The sequence below is a fragment of the Pseudomonas sp. 9.2(2024) genome (assembly GCF_039695385.1).
Lineage (GTDB): Bacteria > Pseudomonadota > Gammaproteobacteria > Pseudomonadales > Pseudomonadaceae > Aquipseudomonas > Aquipseudomonas paraglycinae.
On sequence record NZ_CP155585.1, the window covers coordinates 1,657,508 to 1,676,826 of the forward strand.

The window sequence follows — 19,319 nt, forward strand, 5'->3', positions numbered from 1 at the left end:
ATCCGGGCGACGCCGTGACAGGCGTCAAGCTGCGGAGTTTAATGAATACCTGTCCTTTGGAGTTGATGCTATGCGTAAGTCTGTTCTGCTGGTTGCTTCCTTTTCCACGATGGCGATGTTGCTGACCGGCTGCCAGTCGAGCCTGACCGGTGACTCCTACTCCCGTGACGAAGCGCGTCGCGTGCAGACGATTCGCATGGGCACCATCGAATCCCTGCGTCCGGTGAAAATCGAAGGCACCAAAACCCCGATTGGTGGTGCAGCCGGTGCAGTGGTTGGCGGTGTTGGCGGCAGTGCCATCGGCGGCGGCAAAGGCAGCATCGTTGCAGCCGTTATCGGTGCCGTGGCCGGCGGCCTGATCGGTTCGGCCACTGAAGAAGGCCTGACCCGCACTCAAGGTGTTGAAATCACCGTGCGCGAAGACGACGGCAGCATGCGCGCCTACGTGCAGCAGGTTCAGGAGAATGAAGTGTTCCGCGTAGGCGAGCGGGTACGGATTTCGACCGTTGGCGGCACCAGCCGCGTTTCGCACTAAGCGCGAACAAGCGGTAAAAGAAAACCCCGATCAGGTGACTGGTCGGGGTTTTTGTTTGGTGTTCACCAGTGATCCCGATAGACGAATGCGATTGGGTAGGACGTATCTTTAAAGGCGTGGGTGATTGTTCGACGTGAATAAAGGCCGACATTAAGAGAAGTCGTAGGCGTGTGATCTAGATCAGTTTATCGAGCACGAACTCTTTAAACCAAGGTGGCTGTACGTCAGATTTGATTTCAATCAGCTCCCCGTCTGTGATCTCTGCAACCTGTGTCAGTCCTTCGCTACCTTCATCGGAGTTATCAAAGATATAAGCTCTGTTCGAGGTGAGGATTGCATCCGATAGGAGCGCCAGAGACCTCCAATAACGCTTTCGTATCTTTTCAGGAGGAACGTTGTGCCCACCCTGTGATACGCGATAGGCAACCCTGGCGACATTGATTTCCGGGTCGGCTGTTGCAACGTAATAGACGTAAACCCTGTACCCGGATCTCTGGGCTTCGTAAAGCAAATCGACTTTATCTGAGGAGGACATGACGGTTTCGAACGTAAAACTGATTTTCTCTTTGATCAAAGAGCGCCGTATGAAGTCGGAAAGAGCGGAGGCTACATAGGAGTCGATCTGAGTATCCGAGAAGCTGAGCCTGTCACCTTCAATCGTAATCGAATCCAATTTTGCCAATGACTCTGGAGCTTTTTTCAGCAGGGCGTGGTTGCGGAAAAAATCGAAAATGTCATTTTTGTGAGATTCGATGCGATAGGTGGTGAAATCAAAATAACCAGTGTCTTTGATTGCACGCTCTATATCATCCGGGTTTATGTAATTTCCCAATAGATGCGCAGGAACCAGCCGATTAAAGGTGCTTTTTCCTGAGCCATTTGGTCCGGCGAATATACGTACCCTCGGTGTACTCAAGAAACGACCTGTTTAGGCAGTTTGCTGATTTGCAGGCGAGTCCCGCTTTTCAGGTTTCCATATGTGCCGATCGAGCGCAGTGCAACCGAAGATTTTTCTGTCACTTCAAACAGCTGACCATCTTTGGCGACAAGCACAGCAGCACCGTTGGCAAGCGCCATTTTGTAGGCGTTGTTGAACGCTTTCAGGGCAATGTCCGGAATATAAGACTCCTGCACGGCAATCTGACTGTCCGTCATTGGGCGCTTTTCTGCTTTGCGTGACATGGAAGGCTCCGAAAAAACGTTCTGAGGTGACGCTGCTGTCAACAGAAGATATAGCACACTTGAAAGGCTCAGGTTAAGCGCTGCGAGCAGCGCCAACGGGAGACTACCAATGCTTTGCAGGGTTCTGGAGCCCAATCATGTGTGTGAATCTTTCATTGAGTCTTGGGCCTTCCAGTGAGAGGCGCGTAATGAGCGTGTTTACTTCATTGTGTGGATCCTTTTCTGCTCGCCGCCAATGTCACTGCATAACCGATCAATGCCGCGAACACCGACCCGGTGAGAATGCCCATCCGGTCCATCCCGGCGTATTCACTGGCGCCCGGCACGAAGGCGAGGGAGCCGACAAACAGGCTCATGGTGAAGCCGATCCCGCAGAGGATCGCCACGCCCAGCACCTGGCCCCAATTGGCGCCCTGGGGCAGGGCGGCGATGCCGGTCTTGACGGCGAGCCAGGTCAGGCCGAACACGCCGAGGGTCTTGCCCAGCAGCAGGCCGACGGCGATGCCCATCGGGACGTGGTGGGTGAAGCTTTCGGCGGTCACGCCGGTCAGCGACAGGCCGGCGTTGGCGAAGGCGAACAGCGGCAGAATGCCGTAGGCGACCCACGGGTGCAGCGCGTGTTCGAGGGCCAGCAGTGGCGAAGGCTCGGCATTCTTGGTGCGCAGCGGGATGCAGAACGCCAGGGTCACGCCGGCCAGCGTCGCGTGGACACCGCTCTTGAGTACGCAGACCCAGAGGATCAAACCAATGATCATGTACGGCCCGAGCTTGACCACGCCGAGCCGGTTCATCGCCACCAGCGCCGCGATGCACGCCGCCGCCAGGCCCAGCGACAGGGTCGACAGTTCGCCGGAGTAGAAGATCGCGATGATCACGATGGCGCCGAGGTCATCGATGATCGCCAGGGTCATCAGGAACAGCTTCAGCGACACCGGCACGCGCTTGCCGAGCAAGGCCAGCACGCCGAGGGCGAAGGCGATGTCGGTGGCGGTCGGAATCGCCCAGCCGTCGAGGGCGGCCGGGTTGTCGCGGTTGAGGAACCAGTAGATCAGCGCCGGCACCAGCATGCCGCCGATAGCCGCCGCGCCGGGCAGGACGATCTGCGACGGTTTCGACAACTGGCCGTCGAGGACTTCGCGCTTCACTTCCAGGCCGATCAGCAGGAAGAACAGCGCCATCAAGCCGTCGTTGATCCACAGCAGCAAGGGTTTGGCGATCTTCAACGCGCCGATCTGCGCCACCACCGGGGTGTCGAGCAGGCCGGTGTACAACCACGACAGTGGCGAGTTGTTGATGATTAGAGCCAGGATGGCCGCGGCGATCAGTAACAGACCGCTGGCAGCTTCCAACTGAAAGAAACGCGTGAAAGTGCTACGCAGAGGCAAGGTCGCTCTCCATCGATAAAGTCAAAAGGTGGCACACCCTAACCCGTACCGTTAGTTGTTAAAACAAAAGTTATATTCTTTTTTGTTATATGCGGTTACAGAGCGCCAGGCCGACATGCAGCAGAGCCTAGCAGTTGCCCGAGGGATTGAAGCTCAGCTGTATCTGTCGGTGCCGTGGGATTTTTCCTAAGCTTGGGGGCTGAGCCTGTGAAGGCACTTCTGCCCGATTCAACGAGAACGACAGCCATGAGCGACAACCGACAGTGGGCCCGCGAAGCCATCCGGATCATCGAAGCGGACTTCCAGCGCAGCGCCGACACCCACCTGATCCCCTTGCCGCTGCCGGGGTTCCCGGGCATCGAGTTGTACTTCAAGGACGAGTCCAGCCACCCGACCGGCAGCCTCAAGCATCGGCTCGCCCGTTCGCTGTTTCTCTACGCCTTGTGTAATGGCTGGCTCAAACCCGGCGCGCCGGTGATCGAGGCGTCCAGCGGTTCGACGGCGATTTCCGAAGCGTACTTCGCACGGATGCTTGGCCTGCCGTTCATTGCGGTGATGCCGGCGACCACCTCCAAGGAGAAGATTGCGCAGATCGCCTTCTACGGTGGCCAGAGTCATCTGGTGGAGGATCCGACCCAGATCTACGCCGAATCGGAACGCCTGGCCCGCGAGCACGACGGTCACTTCATCGACCAGTTCACCTACGCCGAACGCGCCACTGACTGGCGGGCGAACAACAATATCGCCGAGTCGATCTTCCAGCAGATGCGTTACGAACAGCACCCGTGCCCGGCCTGGCTGATTTCCAGTCCCGGCACCGGCGGCACCACCGCGACCCTCGGGCGTTACGTGCGTTATCGCCAGCACTGCACCCGCGTGCTGTGCGCCGATGCCGAGCGTTCGGTGTTCTTCGACTTCTACCAGACCGGCGACGCGAGTTTGCGTCTGGACCACGGTTCACGCATCGAAGGGATCGGCCGGCCACGAGTGGAAGCGTCGTTCCTGCCGAAGGTCATCGATGCGATGGTCAAGGTGCCGGACGCCTTGTCGCTGGCGGCCATGCATTACCTGGCGCAGCGTCTGGGCCGGCATGTGGGCGGGTCGAGCGGCACCAACCTGATCGGCGCGCTGATGGCGGCGCAGCAGATGAAAGCGGCGGGGGAGTCGGGCTCGATCGTGGCGATTCTGTGCGATGGCGGCGAGCGTTACGCAGACACCTATTACGATCCAGCGTGGCTCAAGGCGCAGGGCTATGAGCTGGAGGGATTGATGGCGGCTGTGGCAGCGAGTGCCGAGCAAGGTGACGCGCTGCCGGCCTCGGTTCTGCGCGCCAATATCTGACGCCGAAAACGACTGTGGGAGCGAATTCGCTCCCACAGGTTTTTGTATTGCTTCAGGTGTTGCGGATCAGTCTTTCAAACCGAGGATGTCACGCGCCACGGCTTCCGCGATGCGAATGCCATCGACACCCGCCGACAGAATCCCGCCCGCATAACCCGCGCCTTCACCGGCCGGGAACAGACCTTTGACGTTCATGCTCTGCAGCGATTCATTTCGTGTGATGCGCAGCGGCGACGAGGTGCGGGTCTCGATCCCGGTCAGCACCGCATCGTGCAGCGAATAACCGCGAATCTGCTTCTCGAACGCCGGCAGGGCCTCACGAATGGCTTCGATGGCGAAGTCCGGCAGGGCCAGGGCCAGATCGCCCAGCGAGACGCCCGGTTTGTACGACGGCTCGACTTCGCCCAGCGCGGTGGATGGTGTGCCGGCGATGAAGTCGCCGACCAGTTGCGCCGGCGCCTTGTAGTCGCTGCCGCCGAGGATGAAGGCGTGGGATTCCAGACGTTCCTGCAACTCGATACCGGCCAGCGGACCGCCCGGATAATCGACTTCCGGGGTGATGCCGACGACGATGCCGGAGTTGGCATTGCGCTCGTTACGCGAGTACTGGCTCATGCCGTTGGTGACCACGCGGTTCGGCTCGGAAGTCGCCGCCACCACGGTACCGCCCGGGCACATGCAGAAGCTGTAGACCGAACGGCCGTTCTTGGCGTGGTGCACCAGTTTGTAGTCGGCGGCGCCCAACTTGGGGTGGCCGGCATACTTGCCGAGGCGCGCACGGTCGATCAGCGATTGCGGGTGCTCGATCCGGAAACCCACCGAGAACGGCTTGGCTTCCATGAACACGCCACGGCTGTGGAGCATGCGGAAGGTGTCGCGGGCACTGTGGCCGAGGGCCAGGACCACGTGTTTCGAATGCAGGGTTTCGCCGCTGGCCAGTTCGACGCCGACCAGTTGGCCGTCTTCGATCAGCACGTCGGTGACGCGTTCCTGGAAGCGCACTTCGCCGCCCAGAGCGCGGATCTCTTCGCGCATGGTCTCGACCATGCCGGTCAGACGGAACGTACCGATGTGCGGTTTGCTGACGTAGAGGATTTCTTCCGGCGCGCCGGCCTTGACGAATTCGTGCAGAACCTTGCGGCCGAGGAATTTCGGATCCTTGATCTGGCTGTACAGCTTGCCGTCGGAGAACGTGCCCGCGCCACCTTCGCCGAACTGCACGTTGGACTCGGGATTGAGCACGCTTTTGCGCCACAGGCCCCAGGTGTCCTTGGTGCGCTGGCGCACTTCGGTGCCGCGCTCGAGGATGATCGGCTTGAAGCCCATCTGCGCCAGCAACAGGCCGGCGAAGATCCCGCACGGGCCGAAACCGACCACGATCGGGCGCTGGCTCAGGTCGCTTGGCGCCTGGCCGACGAATTTGTAGCTGACATCCGGCGCCACGTTGACGTTACGGTCGTCGGCGAACTTGCCCAGCACTTTGGCCTCGTCGCGCACTTCGAGGTCGATGGTGTAGATGAAGCACAGTTCGGAGGACTTTTTGCGCGCATCGTAGCTGCGCTTGAACAAGGTGAAATCGAGCAGGTCATCGCTGGCGATGCCCAGGCGTTGCACGATGGCAGCGCGCAGGTCTTCGTCGGGATGGTCGATCGGCAGCTTGAGTTCGGTGATTCGTAACATGACAGGATCCGGTTCGCGGGGCGCACAACTGCGCCAGGGCGTTTGAAGGCGGCGATTATAAGCCGCATCGGCCGGATCCCGTGAGGGTAAAACGATCAGTCGTTACGCGAACCGCCGAAATACCCGCAACCACGCTGCACCTTGCCGTCGATACGCAGCTCGGCGCTCATGTGCTGCACGCTGCCGGTGCTGCTGTCGACGCAGCGCTGCGGCGCCACCCACAGCTCGATGCGCTGGTTGTTGGCTTCGCTGCTGAGATTGAAGCGACCGTCGCCCAGCTGCTCTTCGACGTAGGGCACGGCGAGCGGTGGCTGACCTTCGCGATCGATGACCAGGCCTTTGCCGCTGACTTTTACGTTCCACTCCGGGCCATGACCGGCGGCGCGCAGGATCAACTGTTTGAAGTTGGGATCGTCGCAGGCAGTGCCGGAGCGTTCGACACGGTACAACTGGGTCAGGTCGAGGCGGTCGCCGGCGATCTTCCCGCGCACGTCGGCAAACAGCTTGCCCTGTTGATCGGCCAGGGTGGCGGCCTCTTGCAGGACGCTGGTGCCGCCGATGTCATTGACCACGTACTGGCGCTGCTCGCCGCAGGCCTGGAACACCAGTTTGCCGTCGGCAGCGGTCAGTTGCCCCTGCATCCGCGTCTGGCCGACGTGGGAGGCGCTTTCCCGCGCACCATCGAACAACTGGCACGCGGCAAACAACGGGAGCAGGGCAACAACGATCAGGGAACGGGCAACACGCATCTTTGGCTCTCCAGACAAGTGCCGTCACGTTACGCAGGCTGACCGTTCATCACAAGGGTTTAGCCCACGTGAAATGTCTGACCTGTCTGCAAGCCTTCGACACTTTTGGCGTAGGCCAATGCCACATCCGCCGCAGGAACCGGCTTATAGCCACGGAAGTACGGGGCGTAGCTGTCCATGGCTTCGACCAGCACGGTCGGGCTGATCGAGTTCACCCGCAGGCCGCGTGGCAGTTCGATGGCCGCTGCGCGGACGAAGCTGTCCAGCGCGCCGTTGACCAGTGCAGCCGAAGCGCCGCTGCGGATCGGATCGTGGCTGAGCACGCCGGTTGTGAAGGTGAACGATGCGCCGTCGTTGGCGAACTCACGGCCGATCAGCAGCAGATTGACCTGGCCCATCAACTTGTCTTCCAGACCGAGGGCGAAGCTGTCTTCGGTCATTTCACCCAGTGGGGCGAAGGTCACGTTGCCAGCGGCGCAGACCAGTGCGTCGAACTTGCCGGTCTGTTCGAACAGCTTGCGGATCGATGCGCTGTCGCTGATATCCACCTGGAAATCGCCGCTGCTGCGACCGATACGAATGACTTCATGACGCTGCGACAGCTCTTTGTCCACGGCCGAACCGATGGTGCCGCCCGCGCCGATCAACAGAATTTTCATCGTGATTGCCTCAAGTGATTGAACGAGGTTTCAGTCTAGAGTGGTTTTTTCTGCGGATAAGCGCACTAATGGGCAACCTTTGGTTTTCAAATGGAAACAATCCATGAGCGAGATGGATGATCTGGCGGCGTTCGCGGTGTTGATCGAAGCCGGCAGTTTTACCTTGGCAGCGCAGCAATTGGGGTGCAGCAAGGGGCAGTTGTCCAAGCGCATCAGTCAGCTGGAGGCACGATTTTCCGTGGTGTTGTTGCAACGTACTACGCGTCGGCTGAGCCTGACGGCGGCCGGTGCTGCGTTGTTGCCGCAGGCTCAGGCGCTTGTCGTCCAGGTGGAGCGAGCGCGTCAGGCATTGGCGCGATTGAAGGACGACATTGCCGGTCCGGTGCGTATGACGGTTCCGGTTTCGCTGGGGGAAACTTTCTTCGATGGCCTGCTGCTGGACTTCTCGCAGAAATACCCCGAAGTGCAGATCGAACTGGAGCTGAATAACAGCTACCGCGACCTCTCCCGCGACGGCTTCGATCTGGCGATCCGCACCGAGGTCGCCAATGACGAGCGACTGGTGGCCAAGCCGCTGCTGGCCTGGCAGGAAATGACCTGTGCCAGCCCTGAATATCTGGAGCGCTTTGGCGAACCGCTGACGCCGCAAGCATTGGCCGAACACCGTTGCCTGCTCAACAGTCATTACAGCGGTCGCGAGGAATGGCTCTATCACCAGCAGCACGAACTGCTGCGGGTGCGGGTGTCGGGACCGTTCGCCAGCAATCACTACAACCTGTTGAAGAAAGCCGCACTGGCCGGCGCCGGGATCGCTCGCTTGCCGTCCTATCTGTTGCAGACGGAATTGGCTGACGGCCGATTGCGCTGGCTCCTGCGCGATTTTCAGACCCGGCGCATGCCGATGTACCTGGTGCATCCGTATCAGGGCGGGTTACCGAAACGCACCCAAGTGCTGGCGGATTACCTGATCGGCTGGTTCAAGCTCAGCGGCGAGGCGCTGGACCGGTTGTAGTGCCTGGCGATCAGGTGATCGATCGACAGTTTGCCCGGCCCGGTGGCCATCAGGTACAGCAACACCGCCATCCAGGTGCCGTGGGTCGGGTAGGCATCCGGGTACACGAACAGTTGAATGGTCAGGGTCATGCCCAGCAACGCCAGCGCCGAAAAGCGTGTGGCGAAGCCAATCAGGATCAGGATCGGGAAGAAGTGTTCGGCAAACGCGGCCAGATGTGCAGCGATTTCCGGCGACAGCAGCGGCACGTGGTACTCGCTCTTGAACAACGGAATCGTCGAGTCCGCCAGACGTGGCCAGCCGAACTCGAAGGTGCCATCGATCAGGTCGACGACCAGCCCCTCGACCTTGGTTTGCCCGGATTTCCAGAACACGGCTGCGATGGAGAATCGCGCGATGAAGGCGATCAGGCTGTGAGGGATTTTCTCCAGCAGCGCGATGGCGCGGGCAATGAGACTGTTCATGACAACACCTTTGGGTGGAAATGAGTGATGACGTGGCGGCTGATGAGCAGGGCGAGGGTCTGGCTGAGGTCGAAGGCCTCGGCGGATTCCAGCGCTTGCGTGAGTGACAGGCCAGCTTTGAGCTGGCGAATAAACTGGCTGGCGCCGCGATCCACGGTGAACACCTCGACTTCCAGTCCGTTGCGCAGGATCAGCGCGTGTTGGGCGTGATGCAGATCGATCCCGGCCAGCGTCGCGTCGTGCTGATGCGCGGCCCAGATGTCCACCACGGCGAAGTTTGAATCGAGCAGATGCAGCGAAGGGTGCAGGCCGATGCGCAGTTCGTTGAGCGCATCGGCATCGGCGAATACAGCGGCGATTCGCTCCTGACTCAGGGGTAACACATCGGCAGCGTGGTAGGCCTGCGTGCGCAAGCGTTCCAGCCGCGCGACATCGGCCAGATAGGGAACGCTCGCGGCTGGTTCGAACTCACTGATGAAGTCCGCCAGCCCGCTGCCGTAGTCGCTCATCAACGGACTGTGTGGCGGATGGCTTTGCACGAAAATTCCGGCCATGGCCCGGAAGAATTCGTCACCCACCAACTGCATCACCACGGGATAACTGTCGGCCAGTGCGTTGATCAACGAGCTCTGAACATTGTTGCGGTACACCGCGAAACGGCTGGCCGGGTCGGCACCGTTGGCGCTGCACAAACCGTCGGGGCAGGGCAGGTCGATATCGAGCAGCGCGACGCTGAATGCGGCTTGAGTGCTCATGGCCGACCTCCCGCGCACAGCAACAGCTCATCGGCCTGCTGCGCTTCCGCCAACAGCACGTTGAAGGCAGGCAACTGATTGTCCCGTTCGATCAACGTCGCCACCGGGCCGACGCGTTCCAGCGTCTGCCGGTACAACGACCAGACGGCCTGATCGATCGGTGCGCCGTGATCGTCGATCAGCAAGCGATCACCGAGGCTGTCGGAATCTTCGGCAAACCCGGCCAGATGAATCTCGCCCACCGCTTGCAGCGGCAATGCTTCGAGATAAGCCAGGGGATCGCGCTGATGGTTGATGCACGAGACGTAGACGTTGTTCACGTCCAGCAACAGACCGCAGCCACTGCGCTGGATGACTTCACGGATGAAATCGGCTTCGTCGATGGTCGAGCGCTGGAACGCCAGGTAGGTCGCCGGGTTTTCCAGCAACATCGGGCGTTTAAGAGTGTTCTGCACCTGATCGATGTGTTCGCAGACGCGGTTCAGCGTCGGCGTGTCGTAAGCCAGGGGCAGCAGGTCATTAAGGAACACCGGGCCGTGGCTTGACCAAGCCAGGTGTTCGGAAAAGGAGTGGGGTTGATAGCGCTCGATCAGCGCGGCCAGGCGTTTGAGGTGCTGGACATCCAGCGCGCCTTCGGCACCGATGGACAGCCCGACGCCATGCAGCGACAGCGGATACGCGTCGCGAATCAAACCCAGAAAATGATGAAACGGGCCGCCGGCCACCATGTAGTTTTCGGCGTGGACTTCGAAGAAACCGATGTCCGGACGTGAATCGAGCACTTCGCTGAAGTGCTCGCTCTTGAGCCCCAGCCCGGCACGGGACGGGAGCCCGGTGAGGGCTGCCCGAGTGCGGCGCAAGGCATGGTCGCAGGATGTGATCATGATCGACACTCGGGCGGCTCCCGGATCAGGACTTGGCTTTGAACGCTTCGAGCTGACCGAAACCGGTCGGCGAGGTTTTGCTTTCGGTGGTGGTGCAGGTGCCTTTCGGAACCAGTTTCCAGGCGTTGGCCTGATGATCCATTTTCGCGGTGCCGGCACAGGTGGTGCCTGCACCTGCGGCGCAATCGTTCTTGCCTTTCATGGCCACGCCGAAGCATTTTTCCATGTTGTCGTCAGCGGCGTGGGCGGTGGAGACGGCAGCGATGCTCAGAGCAGAACCGAGGGCCAGAACCAGGGCGGTGGCGGACAGGGTGCGGGTGGTAGCAGTCATGATGTTTCTCCGGTTTTAACTTGGGTTTGAACAAGCGATTGCGCTTGCTTGCCCCACTAGAGAAACGACTCGGCGATGCGTTACAGCGATCGGTAGAAGTTTTTTGCCGGGCACAAAAAAAACGGCCCGAAGGCCGTTTTCTGTTTGAAGCGATCAATCAACCGCCGAGGTACGCCTCGCGCACTTTCGGGTCGGTCAGCAGCGCTTCGCCGGTGCCTTGCATCACCACCCGGCCGTTCTCCAGAACGTACGCGCGGTCAGCGATTTTCAGCGCCTGGTTGGCGTTCTGCTCGACCAGGAACACCGTTACACCGTCCTTGCGCAGCTGTTCGATGATGTCGAAGATCTGCTGGATGATGATCGGTGCCAGGCCCAGCGACGGCTCGTCGAGCAGCAGCAGTTTCGGCTTGCTCATCAGTGCACGGCCGATGGCGAGCATTTGCTGTTCGCCGCCGGACATGGTGCCGCCGCGCTGGTTGAAGCGTTCTTTCAGACGTGGGAAAAGTCCGAGAACCTTGTCCATCTGTTCCTGATAGTCGCCCTTGTCGGTGAAGAATCCGCCCATGGACAGGTTTTCTTCGACGGTCAGACGGGCAAACACCCGACGACCTTCCGGTACTACGGCGATGCTCTTGCGCATGATCTGCGACGAGTCCTGGCCGACCAGTTCCTCACCCATGTAGCGGATGCTGCCGCTGTGGGCCTGCGGCGAACCGCAGAGTGTCATCAGCAGCGTGGACTTGCCGGCACCGTTGGCGCCGATCAGGGTCACGATCTCGCCCTGGCGGACTTCGACGTTGACGCTGTGCAGGGCCTGGATCTTGCCGTAGAAGGTGGAAACGTTTTCGAACTGCAGCATTTACGCTTCCCCCAGGTAGGCTTTGATCACTTCAGGATTGTCGCGGATCTGTTCCGGCGTGCCGTCGGCCAGGGGCGTGCCCTGGTTGATTACGACGATATGGTCGGAAATGCTCATGACCAGTTTCATGTCGTGTTCGATCAGCAGCACCGTCACGTTGTGCTCTTCACGCAGCACGCTGATCAGCGCCTTGAGGTCTTCGGTTTCCTTCGGGTTCAGGCCGGCGGCCGGCTCGTCGAGCATGAGGATCCGCGGACGGGTCATCATGCAGCGGGCGATTTCCAGACGGCGCTGCTGACCGTAGGCCAGGGTGCCGGCGGGGCGGTTGGCGAACTCTTTCAGGTTGACCTTTTCCAGCCAGTACTCGGCGAACTCCATGGCCTCGCGCTCGCTCTTGCGAAACGCCGGGGTCTTGAACAGGCCGGACAGGAAGTTGGTGTTCAGGTGACGGTGCTGGGCGATCAACAGGTTCTCGACCGCCGTCATGTCCTTGAACAACCGCACGTTCTGGAAGGTGCGCACCACGCCTTTGAGGGCGATCTTGTGGCCCGGCAGGCCGTGAATCGGCTCGCCGTCCAGCAGGATGCTGCCGCCCGATGGCTGGTAGAAACCGGTCAGGCAGTTGAACACGGTGGTCTTGCCCGCGCCGTTCGGCCCGATCAGTGCCACCACCTGTTTTTCCTTCACGGTCAGGGCCACGCCGTTGACCGCCAGCAGGCCGCCGAAGCGCATGCTCAGATTTTCGACTTTCAGGATCTCGCGGCTCATTTGCGCAGCTCCATGTGAGGACGTTGCATGGGCAGCAGACCTTGAGGTCGCCAGATCATCATCAGCACCATCAGGGCGCCGAACATCAACATGCGGTACTCACTGAACTCGCGCATCATTTCCGGCAGCAGGATCATCACAACGGCCGCGAGAATCACGCCCAGCTGCGAGCCCATGCCGCCCAGCACCACGATGGCGAGGATGATCGCCGACTCGATGAAGGTGAACGATTCCGGCGTCACCAGACCTTGACGGGCGGCGAAGAAGCTGCCGGCGAAACCGGCAAATGCCGCGCCGAGGGTGAACGCCGAGAGCTTGATCACGGTCGGGTTGAGACCCAGCGCACGGCAGGCGATTTCGTCTTCACGCAGCGCTTCCCACGCACGGCCGATCGGCATGCGCAGCAGGCGGTTGATCACGAACAGCGCCGCCAGTGCCAGCAACAGAGCAACCAGGTAGAGGAAGATCACCTTGTTGATCGAGTTGTACTGCAGGCCGAAATACTCGTGGAAGGTTTGCATCCCTTCTGCGGCTTTACGTTCGAAGGTCAGGCCGAAGAACGTCGGTTTCTCGATGTTGCTGATGCCGTTCGGGCCGCCGGTGATGTCGGTCAGGTTACGCAGGAACAGGCGGATGATTTCCCCGAAGCCAAGGGTCACGATCGCCAGGTAGTCGCCGCGCAGACGCAACACCGGGAAGCCGAGCAGGAAGCCGAACGTCGCCGCCATCAGGCCGGCAATCGGCAGGCAGATCCAGAAGCTCAGGCCATAGTAGTGCGACAGCAGCGCGTAGCTGTAGGCACCGACGGCGTAGAAGCCGACGTAACCCAGGTCGAGCAGACCGGCCAGACCGACCACGATGTTCAGGCCGAGGCCGAGCATCACGTAGATCAGGATCAGCGTCGCGATGTCCACCGCGCCACGGGAGCCGAAGAACGGCCACACCAGCGCTCCGATGATCAGCGCGATGATGAAGTAGCGTTGGGTGGTCGGCAGGGTCAGGAAGTTGCTGGCCTTGGCCGGAATCAGCGGCATGCCTGGCGACGAGCGCCACGCCTTGCTGATCTGCTGGTTGAACAGCACCCGCAGAAACATCAGCACCGAGCAGATGGCGATGGTCGCCAGAATGGCCGGGCTGGTGTTGTGCACTTCCAGGTTGACACCGACGATGGTCAGTTTCAGACCCAGTACCGGATAGGCCACGGCCCAGACCAGCAAGGCGCTGAACAGCGCCTGTTTAAGATTCCTAGTCATACTTTCTCAACCTCCGGACGGCCCAGAATGCCGGTCGGACGGAACAACAGCACCAGAACCAATAAGCCGAAAGCCACGACATCCTTGTACTGGTCGCCGAAGATATCGGCGCCAAAGGCTTCCGCCACCCCGAGCACCAGCCCGCCGAGCATGGCGCCCGGGATGCTGCCGATCCCGCCCAGTACCGCGGCGGTGAAGGCCTTGAGGCCGACGAGGAAACCGGCGTTCGGGTTGATCACGCCGTATTGCATGCTCAGCAGCACGGCCGCGACGGCCGCCAGCGCAGCACCGATGACGAAGGTCAGGGCGATGATGTTGTTGGTGTTGATGCCCAGCAGGTTGGCCATCTTGATGTCTTCGGCGCAGGCGCGGCAGGCGCGGCCCAGGCGAGAGCGGGAGATGAACAGCGTGAGGCCGAGCATGGCGATCAGGGTCACCACGAACACCACGATTTGCATGTAGGAAATCAGCACTTCATGTGCGCCACCTGGGCCGAAGGCGAAGTTGCCCGGAATCAGGTTGGGGATTGCTTTGTCCTTGGAGTCTTGCGCCAGCAGAACCGTGTTCTGCAGGAAGATCGACATACCGATCGCGGAAATCAGCGGGATCAGACGGTTGCTGCCGCGCAACGGGCGGTAGGCAATGCGTTCGATGCTGTAACCGTAGGAGCTGGTGACGACGATGCTGGCGATGAACGCCACGGTCATCAACAGCGGGACGCTTTCGAGTCCCATCATGGTCAGCCCGGCGATGGCGATGAACGCCACGTAGGAACCGATCATGTACACCTCGCCGTGGGCGAAGTTGATCATTCCAATGATGCCGTAGACCATCGTGTAGCCGATGGCGATCAGGGCATACATGCTGCCAACGTTCAAGCCGTTAACCAGCTGTTGGAAGAAGTGATAGATGTCAGGCATTACAGCGCTCCTAAAAACCTGATACGCATTTCACTGGTGGAGTCATTTTCCCGCCCGGTCCCGTGGATCTTTATCCACTTCGAATCCGGGTTTTGCCAGCGAACCGCTGATGACGGTTTTGAGATTTTCAGGTGGGGAGACTGGCGGATCACGCCAGCGCGGCCCAATACATTCGTAAAACAAAGCCCACGGCACGCCGTGGGCTTTATTGGCAGTCAGTCAGGCAGGGCCTTACTGAGGCGACACTTCGGTTTTAGGTTTGCCTTCGTGCCATTCGTAAACCACGAATTTGAAGTCCTTCAGGTCGCCCTTGTCGTCGAAGCTCAGGTCACCGGTAGGCGTCTTGAAGGTGCCTTTGTGGATGGCTTCAGCCACCTTGGCAGCATCTTCGGACTTGGCAGCCTTGATACCTTCGGCAATTACTTCAACTGCCGAGTAGGACGGGAACACGAACGGACCGCTCGGGTCTTCTTTCTTGGCCTTGAATGCATCGGCCAGGGCCACGTTGGCCGGATCCTGGTCGAAGGATTTCGGCAGGGTCACCAGCAGGCCTTCGGCAGCGCTCTTGGCGATCTGGGTGATCGAGTCGTTACCCACGCCTTCCGGACCCATGAACTTGGCTTTCAGGCCTTTTTCCTGGGCTTGACGCAGGATCAGACCCAGCTCCGGGTGGTAGCCGCCGTAGTAGACGAAGTCGACGTTGGCTTGCTTGAGCTTGGCGATGATCGCGGAGAAGTCTTTGTCGCCGGCGTTGATGCCTTCGAACACGGCAACCTTGGTGCCTTTCTTCTCGAGAGTGGATTTGACGGCGGTGGCGATGCCTTCACCGTACTGCTGCTTGTCGTGCAGCACGCCGACGATTTTCGGCTTCACGTGATCGGCGATGTAGTTACCGGCGGCAGGGCCCTGGGCGCTGTCCAGACCGATGGTACGGAAGATCATTTTGTAACCACGAGCGGTGATGTCCGGGCTGGTGGCAGCCGGGGTGATCATGATCACGCCTTCGTCTTCGTAGATGTCCGAAGCAGGCTGGGTGGAGCTGGAGCACAGGTGACCGACCACGAACTTGACGCCGTCGTTGACGACCTTGTTCGCAACCGCTACCGCTTGTTTTGGATCGCAAGCGTCATCGTATTCAACGGCTTCGAGCTTCTTGCCGTCGACGCCGCCTTTGGCGTTGATCTGTTCGATGGCCATTTTCGCGCCACTGAACTGCATGTCGCCGTACTGGGCTACTGGACCGGTTTTAGGGCCGGCGATACCGATCTTGATGGTGTCAGCTGCGAACGAATGGCTGGCAACCCCGGCCAGAACCATAGCGGCAAACAGTTTGGAAATCTGCTTAGTAGCCTTAGTCATAGTGCTCCACTCTTACTGTTGTATTTTTTTAGAGTCCTGACGCCGTAGCAGCAGAACCGGGACAGATATCTAGGCGATACCCTCCGGAAAAGCCCCCGGCAACTGTACCGGTACAGTGTAGAGCGCCGGTTGTTGGCCTGGGAAGCTGGCGCCAGGGGGCAAAACCTGAGGGTGTCGCTTAAATGAAAGAAAAAGACAGAATTGCGGCGGGACGTTCAGAGGGCTTATACCCCAATCATCAGCATTCCTTGGCGTTCCTGCTCTTTTCGTTCGGTACGGCCTTTTGCAACTGGGTTTTTCTGCCGGACCACCGACGTTATCATTCGCGCCGATTTCTTTTCCGGACAGTCCCATGAATCAAGAACCTAGCACCCTCTATGCCAAGCTGCTTGGTGAAACCGCATCTATTGCCTGGAAAGAGCTGGAGCGCTTCTACGCCCAAGGTGCCCTATTGTGGGTCGACGCCAGCCTGGATTTGATCGCGGTCGCCGAGGCCGTGGCGTCGGATCAGGGCGAGAAAGTCGCTGCCTGGCTGGCCGAAGACAAGGTCGCCAAGCTGTCTGAAACGCGGGCGCTGGATATTTTCGAGCGCGATCCCGAGATGTGGGCGGTGGTGGTCCGGCCGTGGATCCTGGTCCAGGAAAGGGCAGCGGCCTGACGGGTTGCACCTTGTTGGTGCGAGTGCCGGCCGGCAAAAAGTGTGTAGCGGAGTAGCGTGATGGCACGTTGCCGTAGAGAAATGCCACAGGCGGGGGTGGCATAACGGTGACGTAAACGTAACGGGCACAGTTTAGTAAGCAGCCTAACGGCTGCTTAATTGTTTCGGGATGTTGGAAAGGCTGAAATTTTCAGTGAATTTCAGGCCCTCATCGCTGGCTTGCCAGCGATGAGGGCGACCCGGTCCCGGATCAGACCGAATAAGACTTGCCGGTATGGTTATTGAGGGAAATAACCTTGGTCTTGCCGATCCGGTGACGGTAGATCTCGCGCAGGTACTTGATCGACTTCTTCACGCAATCGCGCGACAGCCGAATGTCGTTGATCGAGACAAACTTCTCTTTGTCGTTGATCAACTCGCGATACTTCTTCTCGTACATCGGCTTGATCGCGTACCAGTTGGTATCGAGGATCTTCGCCGGGTTTTCGAATTCGTTGAGCAGGTCGTCGATGCGGTCTTCGTCGAACTCTTCCTGAATGATGAAATCGAGGATCGAGTTGTCCAGGGTCTCGTCGAAACGGTACGGGGTCTTGGCGAAGCAACGCTTGATGAATGCCACGATCAGCGTCAGGAAGTCGTCCGACAGGCACGGGCTCTTGGCGATCAGAGTGGTCAGCGACAAGTTGGCGGACGCACCGATCACCAGCGCGTAGCGCTTGAGCGTGGTGTTGGGGAACAGGCTGTTGAGGTGGGTCTTCAACCGGTTCAGGTCCATGTACGACAGCTTGTAGTCTTTTGGCAGCGAAACGATCGAGACCACCGACGAGCAGTTCTTGAAGAAGTGCAGGTCGTGCAGCGCAGCCGCGTCGTAGCCGGAGTTCTTGTATTGCTCCAGCGACGCACGATAACGCTTGGATTCGATCGGCAGCAGGCTGATGCCTTCGATGGCCTGGGTCACTTTGTTGAAGTGCGGGAGGTCGATCGAGCGGAAGAACAGGTCGTCGATGTTCAGGCGCTGCGGCTCTTTGTCGAACACCTTGAACTTGTCGCTGCTCGGCGGCGGGGTTTCCGGCACCACGGATTCGGCGTAGGCAATCGCCACCGGGCCGGCCAGACTCATGAACAGGTCGTTGGCGTCCAGGCGAATGGTCTCGCCGATGTCGATGCCGGCACGACGGAAATAGTTCTGGTCGTAGTCGGTCGTGACGGCCTGGGCCGTCAGAATGTTGAAGATCTGCTGCGAAATGTACTGGTTGGCGTGCTTCTCCATCGCATTGACATCAATGTTCTGGATGTTGCCGTCATCGCTCTCTTCGGCATAACGCATGATGTCGTTGGAGATCAGCATCATCGCGTTCCATGGGCGGATACGGCCCATGACGCTGGCTTCGCTGCTGTCTTCGTTGGCGAAGTTGTACGAGAAATCCCATTCTTCCGAGAGGTATTTGCACAGCAGGCGGCCGGCGTTGATGTGCAGCGCCTCGGACATTTCGCTGCGGTGGTCGGAAATGTTCGGCAGCACGCAGATGCCGCTGGTGAAGATCGGCTCGAACACGAACGAATGACCGCTCTTGCCGTCATGTTCGTCCATCGGCTTGGTGTCGAACGTCTTGTTCATGTACGAGTGCTGCTGGGCCAGACCGAATTCCGAGGCCATGCCCGAACCGGTACCGCCGCCGGCACTGAAGATCGAGAAATACAGGCGCGACTGGTTGGCCTTGATGCCGCAGCTGTCGATCAGGTACGAGTGGATCATTTTCCAGTCAGGGCTGGAGAAGCGCTGGGTGTCCTTGTTCAGGATGATCTTCGCCAGGTACTGGCCGAGGATCGGCGCGTTACCGGCGCCACCGGCGTGGACTTCCGACAAGTCCATGATCTTCATCTTGCTGTAGTCGCGCAGGAAACCGCTTTTTTCGCCCTTGCGCGAGAAACGGATACGCCCGGCGATGTCCTTGTCGAGGTCGCCGAGCATCACCAGCGGTTCCACCAGGAACACCGGTTTGCTGCCCTTGTTCGGGCCGATCCGCAGGTTGGTCTTGATCCACTGGGCCGGGCTGTAGCCCTTGTCGGCCAGGCGACGATCGCTCGATGGACGATCCTCGTTGTTGAATTCGTTGAGGTAGAACTTGCGCGCGTTGTACACCAGCTCCGCCACGTCGAGGGCGATGTTGGAGCCGCAGCGACCGAGGCCGATCAGGCACACCGACGGGAATTCCTGGTCGTTGTGCTGTTCGTTGTCGCCTTCCAGGTGCGGCGGGCGCGGGAACACCAGGTCACGCAGGCCATCGAGGTTGTCGAGGATGCGGTCGGTATTGGTTTCGGTGAAGTACAGGTATTGCTGGGTGCCCAGCGGGCGCGAGGGTGGCAATGGCTTCATCGGGGCAGGGCTGTTCGCCGCAGGGCTCAGAGTCAGATCGGATACCGCAGTGGCCGGATTGTTTTTAGAAGTCATTGTGCGCCATATACCTGGACTGGTTGGATCAACGACCGCTGTCGTCGAGCCTCACGGAATGGGAATCTCGCGT

Annotated in this window: 20 protein-coding genes; 4 read left to right on the forward strand and 16 right to left on the reverse strand. The window is 59.8% G+C overall.

The features are described 5' to 3' along the window. Nucleotides 1-70 precede the first annotated feature (70 nt). Nucleotides 71-535: a glycine zipper 2TM domain-containing protein gene (locus ABFB52_RS07400; protein ID WP_007969461.1), complete on the forward strand. Its 465-nt coding sequence runs from the start codon at nucleotides 71-73 to the stop codon at nucleotides 533-535. A gap of 175 nt (nucleotides 536-710) precedes the next feature. Here the strand turns inward: ABFB52_RS07400 and ABFB52_RS07405 are convergent, their stop codons facing one another. The 3 genes from ABFB52_RS07405 to nhaA all read right to left on the reverse strand — a co-directional run bounded on the left by ABFB52_RS07405 (nucleotide 711) and on the right by nhaA (nucleotide 3,102). Next, a complete protein-coding gene (locus tag ABFB52_RS07405; protein ID WP_102621496.1) occupies nucleotides 711-1,451 on the reverse strand; it encodes a zeta toxin family protein in 741 nt (246 codons plus the stop codon). Next, entirely contained in the window at nucleotides 1,448-1,717 is a 270-nt protein-coding gene (locus tag ABFB52_RS07410; protein WP_085605362.1) for a hypothetical protein, read from the reverse strand. The genes ABFB52_RS07405 and ABFB52_RS07410 overlap by 4 nt, the downstream gene beginning before the upstream one ends. Before the next feature lie 203 nt (nucleotides 1,718-1,920). Further along, nucleotides 1,921-3,102, reverse strand: coding sequence for a Na+/H+ antiporter NhaA (gene nhaA / locus ABFB52_RS07415; RefSeq protein ID WP_129973627.1), 1,182 nt, complete (start codon nucleotides 3,100-3,102; stop codon nucleotides 1,921-1,923). Between the two features lie 246 nt (nucleotides 3,103-3,348). Here nhaA and ABFB52_RS07420 point away from each other — a divergent pair, with 246 nt between their 5' ends. Beyond that, the gene (locus ABFB52_RS07420) at nucleotides 3,349-4,443 is read left to right on the forward strand and encodes a PLP-dependent cysteine synthase family protein (protein ID WP_085748185.1); all 1,095 of its coding nucleotides are present in this window, start codon (nucleotides 3,349-3,351) and stop codon (nucleotides 4,441-4,443) included. Between the two features lie 66 nt (nucleotides 4,444-4,509). On the opposite strand, the gene ABFB52_RS07425 is transcribed toward ABFB52_RS07420, so the two are convergent. The 3 genes from ABFB52_RS07425 to ABFB52_RS07435 form a co-directional block, all read right to left on the reverse strand. Continuing rightward, nucleotides 4,510-6,123, reverse strand: coding sequence for an NAD(P)/FAD-dependent oxidoreductase (locus tag ABFB52_RS07425; RefSeq protein WP_129973626.1), 1,614 nt, complete (start codon nucleotides 6,121-6,123; stop codon nucleotides 4,510-4,512). 95 nt (nucleotides 6,124-6,218) lie between these two features. Beyond that, nucleotides 6,219-6,872: a hypothetical protein gene (locus ABFB52_RS07430; protein ID WP_085748187.1), complete on the reverse strand. Its 654-nt coding sequence runs from the start codon at nucleotides 6,870-6,872 to the stop codon at nucleotides 6,219-6,221. A 59-nt stretch (nucleotides 6,873-6,931) separates the two neighbouring features. Next, on the reverse strand, nucleotides 6,932-7,531 hold the full coding sequence (locus ABFB52_RS07435; protein WP_085748188.1) for a short chain dehydrogenase: 600 nt from the start codon (nucleotides 7,529-7,531) through the stop codon (nucleotides 6,932-6,934). Between the two features lie 103 nt (nucleotides 7,532-7,634). Here ABFB52_RS07435 and ABFB52_RS07440 point away from each other — a divergent pair, with 103 nt between their 5' ends. Then, the gene (locus ABFB52_RS07440; RefSeq protein WP_129973625.1) at nucleotides 7,635-8,543 is read left to right on the forward strand and encodes a LysR family transcriptional regulator; all 909 of its coding nucleotides are present in this window, start codon (nucleotides 7,635-7,637) and stop codon (nucleotides 8,541-8,543) included. Here the strand turns inward: ABFB52_RS07440 and ABFB52_RS07445 are convergent. From ABFB52_RS07445 to ABFB52_RS07485, 9 genes are all read right to left on the reverse strand, one after another. Beyond that, on the reverse strand, nucleotides 8,492-9,007 hold the full coding sequence (locus ABFB52_RS07445; protein ID WP_129973624.1) for a DoxX family protein: 516 nt from the start codon (nucleotides 9,005-9,007) through the stop codon (nucleotides 8,492-8,494). The two genes, ABFB52_RS07440 and ABFB52_RS07445, sit on opposite strands and share 52 nt — an antisense overlap. After that, nucleotides 9,004-9,762, reverse strand: coding sequence for a DNA-binding domain-containing protein (locus ABFB52_RS07450; RefSeq protein ID WP_129973623.1), 759 nt, complete (start codon nucleotides 9,760-9,762; stop codon nucleotides 9,004-9,006). Before ABFB52_RS07450 ends, ABFB52_RS07445 begins: the two co-directional genes overlap by 4 nt. Further along, nucleotides 9,759-10,646 (reverse strand): DUF692 domain-containing protein, encoded by an 888-nt coding sequence (locus ABFB52_RS07455; protein ID WP_129973622.1) that lies wholly within the window; start codon nucleotides 10,644-10,646, stop codon nucleotides 9,759-9,761. Before ABFB52_RS07455 ends, ABFB52_RS07450 begins: the two co-directional genes overlap by 4 nt. Before the next feature lie 25 nt (nucleotides 10,647-10,671). Then, nucleotides 10,672-10,977, reverse strand: a complete 306-nt coding sequence (locus ABFB52_RS07460) for a DUF2282 domain-containing protein (RefSeq protein WP_011332799.1) — start codon at nucleotides 10,975-10,977, stop codon at nucleotides 10,672-10,674. A gap of 157 nt (nucleotides 10,978-11,134) precedes the next feature. Further along, nucleotides 11,135-11,836, reverse strand: coding sequence for an ABC transporter ATP-binding protein (locus ABFB52_RS07465; RefSeq protein WP_003222380.1), 702 nt, complete (start codon nucleotides 11,834-11,836; stop codon nucleotides 11,135-11,137). Further along, complete coding sequence (livG, locus tag ABFB52_RS07470) at nucleotides 11,837-12,604, reverse strand: high-affinity branched-chain amino acid ABC transporter ATP-binding protein LivG (protein ID WP_007959160.1); 768 nt, start codon at nucleotides 12,602-12,604, stop codon at nucleotides 11,837-11,839. Next, the gene (locus tag ABFB52_RS07475; protein ID WP_007959162.1) at nucleotides 12,601-13,857 is read right to left on the reverse strand and encodes a high-affinity branched-chain amino acid ABC transporter permease LivM; all 1,257 of its coding nucleotides are present in this window, start codon (nucleotides 13,855-13,857) and stop codon (nucleotides 12,601-12,603) included. The genes livG and ABFB52_RS07475 overlap by 4 nt, the downstream gene beginning before the upstream one ends. Further along, the gene (gene livH, locus ABFB52_RS07480) at nucleotides 13,854-14,777 is read right to left on the reverse strand and encodes a high-affinity branched-chain amino acid ABC transporter permease LivH (RefSeq protein ID WP_007959165.1); all 924 of its coding nucleotides are present in this window, start codon (nucleotides 14,775-14,777) and stop codon (nucleotides 13,854-13,856) included. Before livH ends, ABFB52_RS07475 begins: the two co-directional genes overlap by 4 nt. Before the next feature lie 231 nt (nucleotides 14,778-15,008). Then, nucleotides 15,009-16,136: a branched-chain amino acid ABC transporter substrate-binding protein gene (locus tag ABFB52_RS07485; protein ID WP_085605380.1), complete on the reverse strand. Its 1,128-nt coding sequence runs from the start codon at nucleotides 16,134-16,136 to the stop codon at nucleotides 15,009-15,011. 352 nt (nucleotides 16,137-16,488) lie between these two features. Here ABFB52_RS07485 and ABFB52_RS07490 point away from each other — a divergent pair, with 352 nt between their 5' ends. Next, nucleotides 16,489-16,794 (forward strand): DUF2288 domain-containing protein, encoded by a 306-nt coding sequence (locus ABFB52_RS07490; protein ID WP_085748193.1) that lies wholly within the window; start codon nucleotides 16,489-16,491, stop codon nucleotides 16,792-16,794. 250 nt (nucleotides 16,795-17,044) lie between these two features. Here the strand turns inward: ABFB52_RS07490 and ABFB52_RS07495 are convergent, their stop codons facing one another. Then, a complete protein-coding gene (locus ABFB52_RS07495; RefSeq protein ID WP_074691419.1) occupies nucleotides 17,045-19,246 on the reverse strand; it encodes a hypothetical protein in 2,202 nt (733 codons plus the stop codon). Nucleotides 19,247-19,319: the final 73 nt, after the last annotated feature.

Coding starts and splice junctions, on each gene's coding strand:
- ABFB52_RS07495 (WP_074691419.1), bottom strand. CDS start 19,246: ATGACTTCTAAAAACAATCCGGCCACTGCGGTATCCGATCTGACTCTG.
- ABFB52_RS07435 (WP_085748188.1), bottom strand. CDS start 7,531: ATGAAAATTCTGTTGATCGGCGCGGGCGGCACCATCGGTTCGGCCGTG.
- ABFB52_RS07455 (WP_129973622.1), bottom strand. CDS start 10,646: ATGATCACATCCTGCGACCATGCCTTGCGCCGCACTCGGGCAGCCCTC.
- livH (WP_007959165.1), bottom strand. CDS start 14,777: ATGCCTGACATCTATCACTTCTTCCAACAGCTGGTTAACGGCTTGAAC.
- ABFB52_RS07465 (WP_003222380.1), bottom strand. CDS start 11,836: ATGCTGCAGTTCGAAAACGTTTCCACCTTCTACGGCAAGATCCAGGCC.
- ABFB52_RS07440 (WP_129973625.1), top strand. CDS start 7,635: ATGAGCGAGATGGATGATCTGGCGGCGTTCGCGGTGTTGATCGAAGCC.
- ABFB52_RS07460 (WP_011332799.1), bottom strand. CDS start 10,977: ATGACTGCTACCACCCGCACCCTGTCCGCCACCGCCCTGGTTCTGGCC.
- ABFB52_RS07450 (WP_129973623.1), bottom strand. CDS start 9,762: ATGAGCACTCAAGCCGCATTCAGCGTCGCGCTGCTCGATATCGACCTG.
- ABFB52_RS07490 (WP_085748193.1), top strand. CDS start 16,489: ATGAATCAAGAACCTAGCACCCTCTATGCCAAGCTGCTTGGTGAAACC.
- ABFB52_RS07475 (WP_007959162.1), bottom strand. CDS start 13,857: ATGACTAGGAATCTTAAACAGGCGCTGTTCAGCGCCTTGCTGGTCTGG.
- ABFB52_RS07430 (WP_085748187.1), bottom strand. CDS start 6,872: ATGCGTGTTGCCCGTTCCCTGATCGTTGTTGCCCTGCTCCCGTTGTTT.
- ABFB52_RS07420 (WP_085748185.1), top strand. CDS start 3,349: ATGAGCGACAACCGACAGTGGGCCCGCGAAGCCATCCGGATCATCGAA.
- ABFB52_RS07410 (WP_085605362.1), bottom strand. CDS start 1,717: ATGTCACGCAAAGCAGAAAAGCGCCCAATGACGGACAGTCAGATTGCC.
- livG (WP_007959160.1), bottom strand. CDS start 12,604: ATGAGCCGCGAGATCCTGAAAGTCGAAAATCTGAGCATGCGCTTCGGC.
- ABFB52_RS07485 (WP_085605380.1), bottom strand. CDS start 16,136: ATGACTAAGGCTACTAAGCAGATTTCCAAACTGTTTGCCGCTATGGTT.
- ABFB52_RS07400 (WP_007969461.1), top strand. CDS start 71: ATGCGTAAGTCTGTTCTGCTGGTTGCTTCCTTTTCCACGATGGCGATG.
- ABFB52_RS07445 (WP_129973624.1), bottom strand. CDS start 9,007: ATGAACAGTCTCATTGCCCGCGCCATCGCGCTGCTGGAGAAAATCCCT.
- ABFB52_RS07425 (WP_129973626.1), bottom strand. CDS start 6,123: ATGTTACGAATCACCGAACTCAAGCTGCCGATCGACCATCCCGACGAA.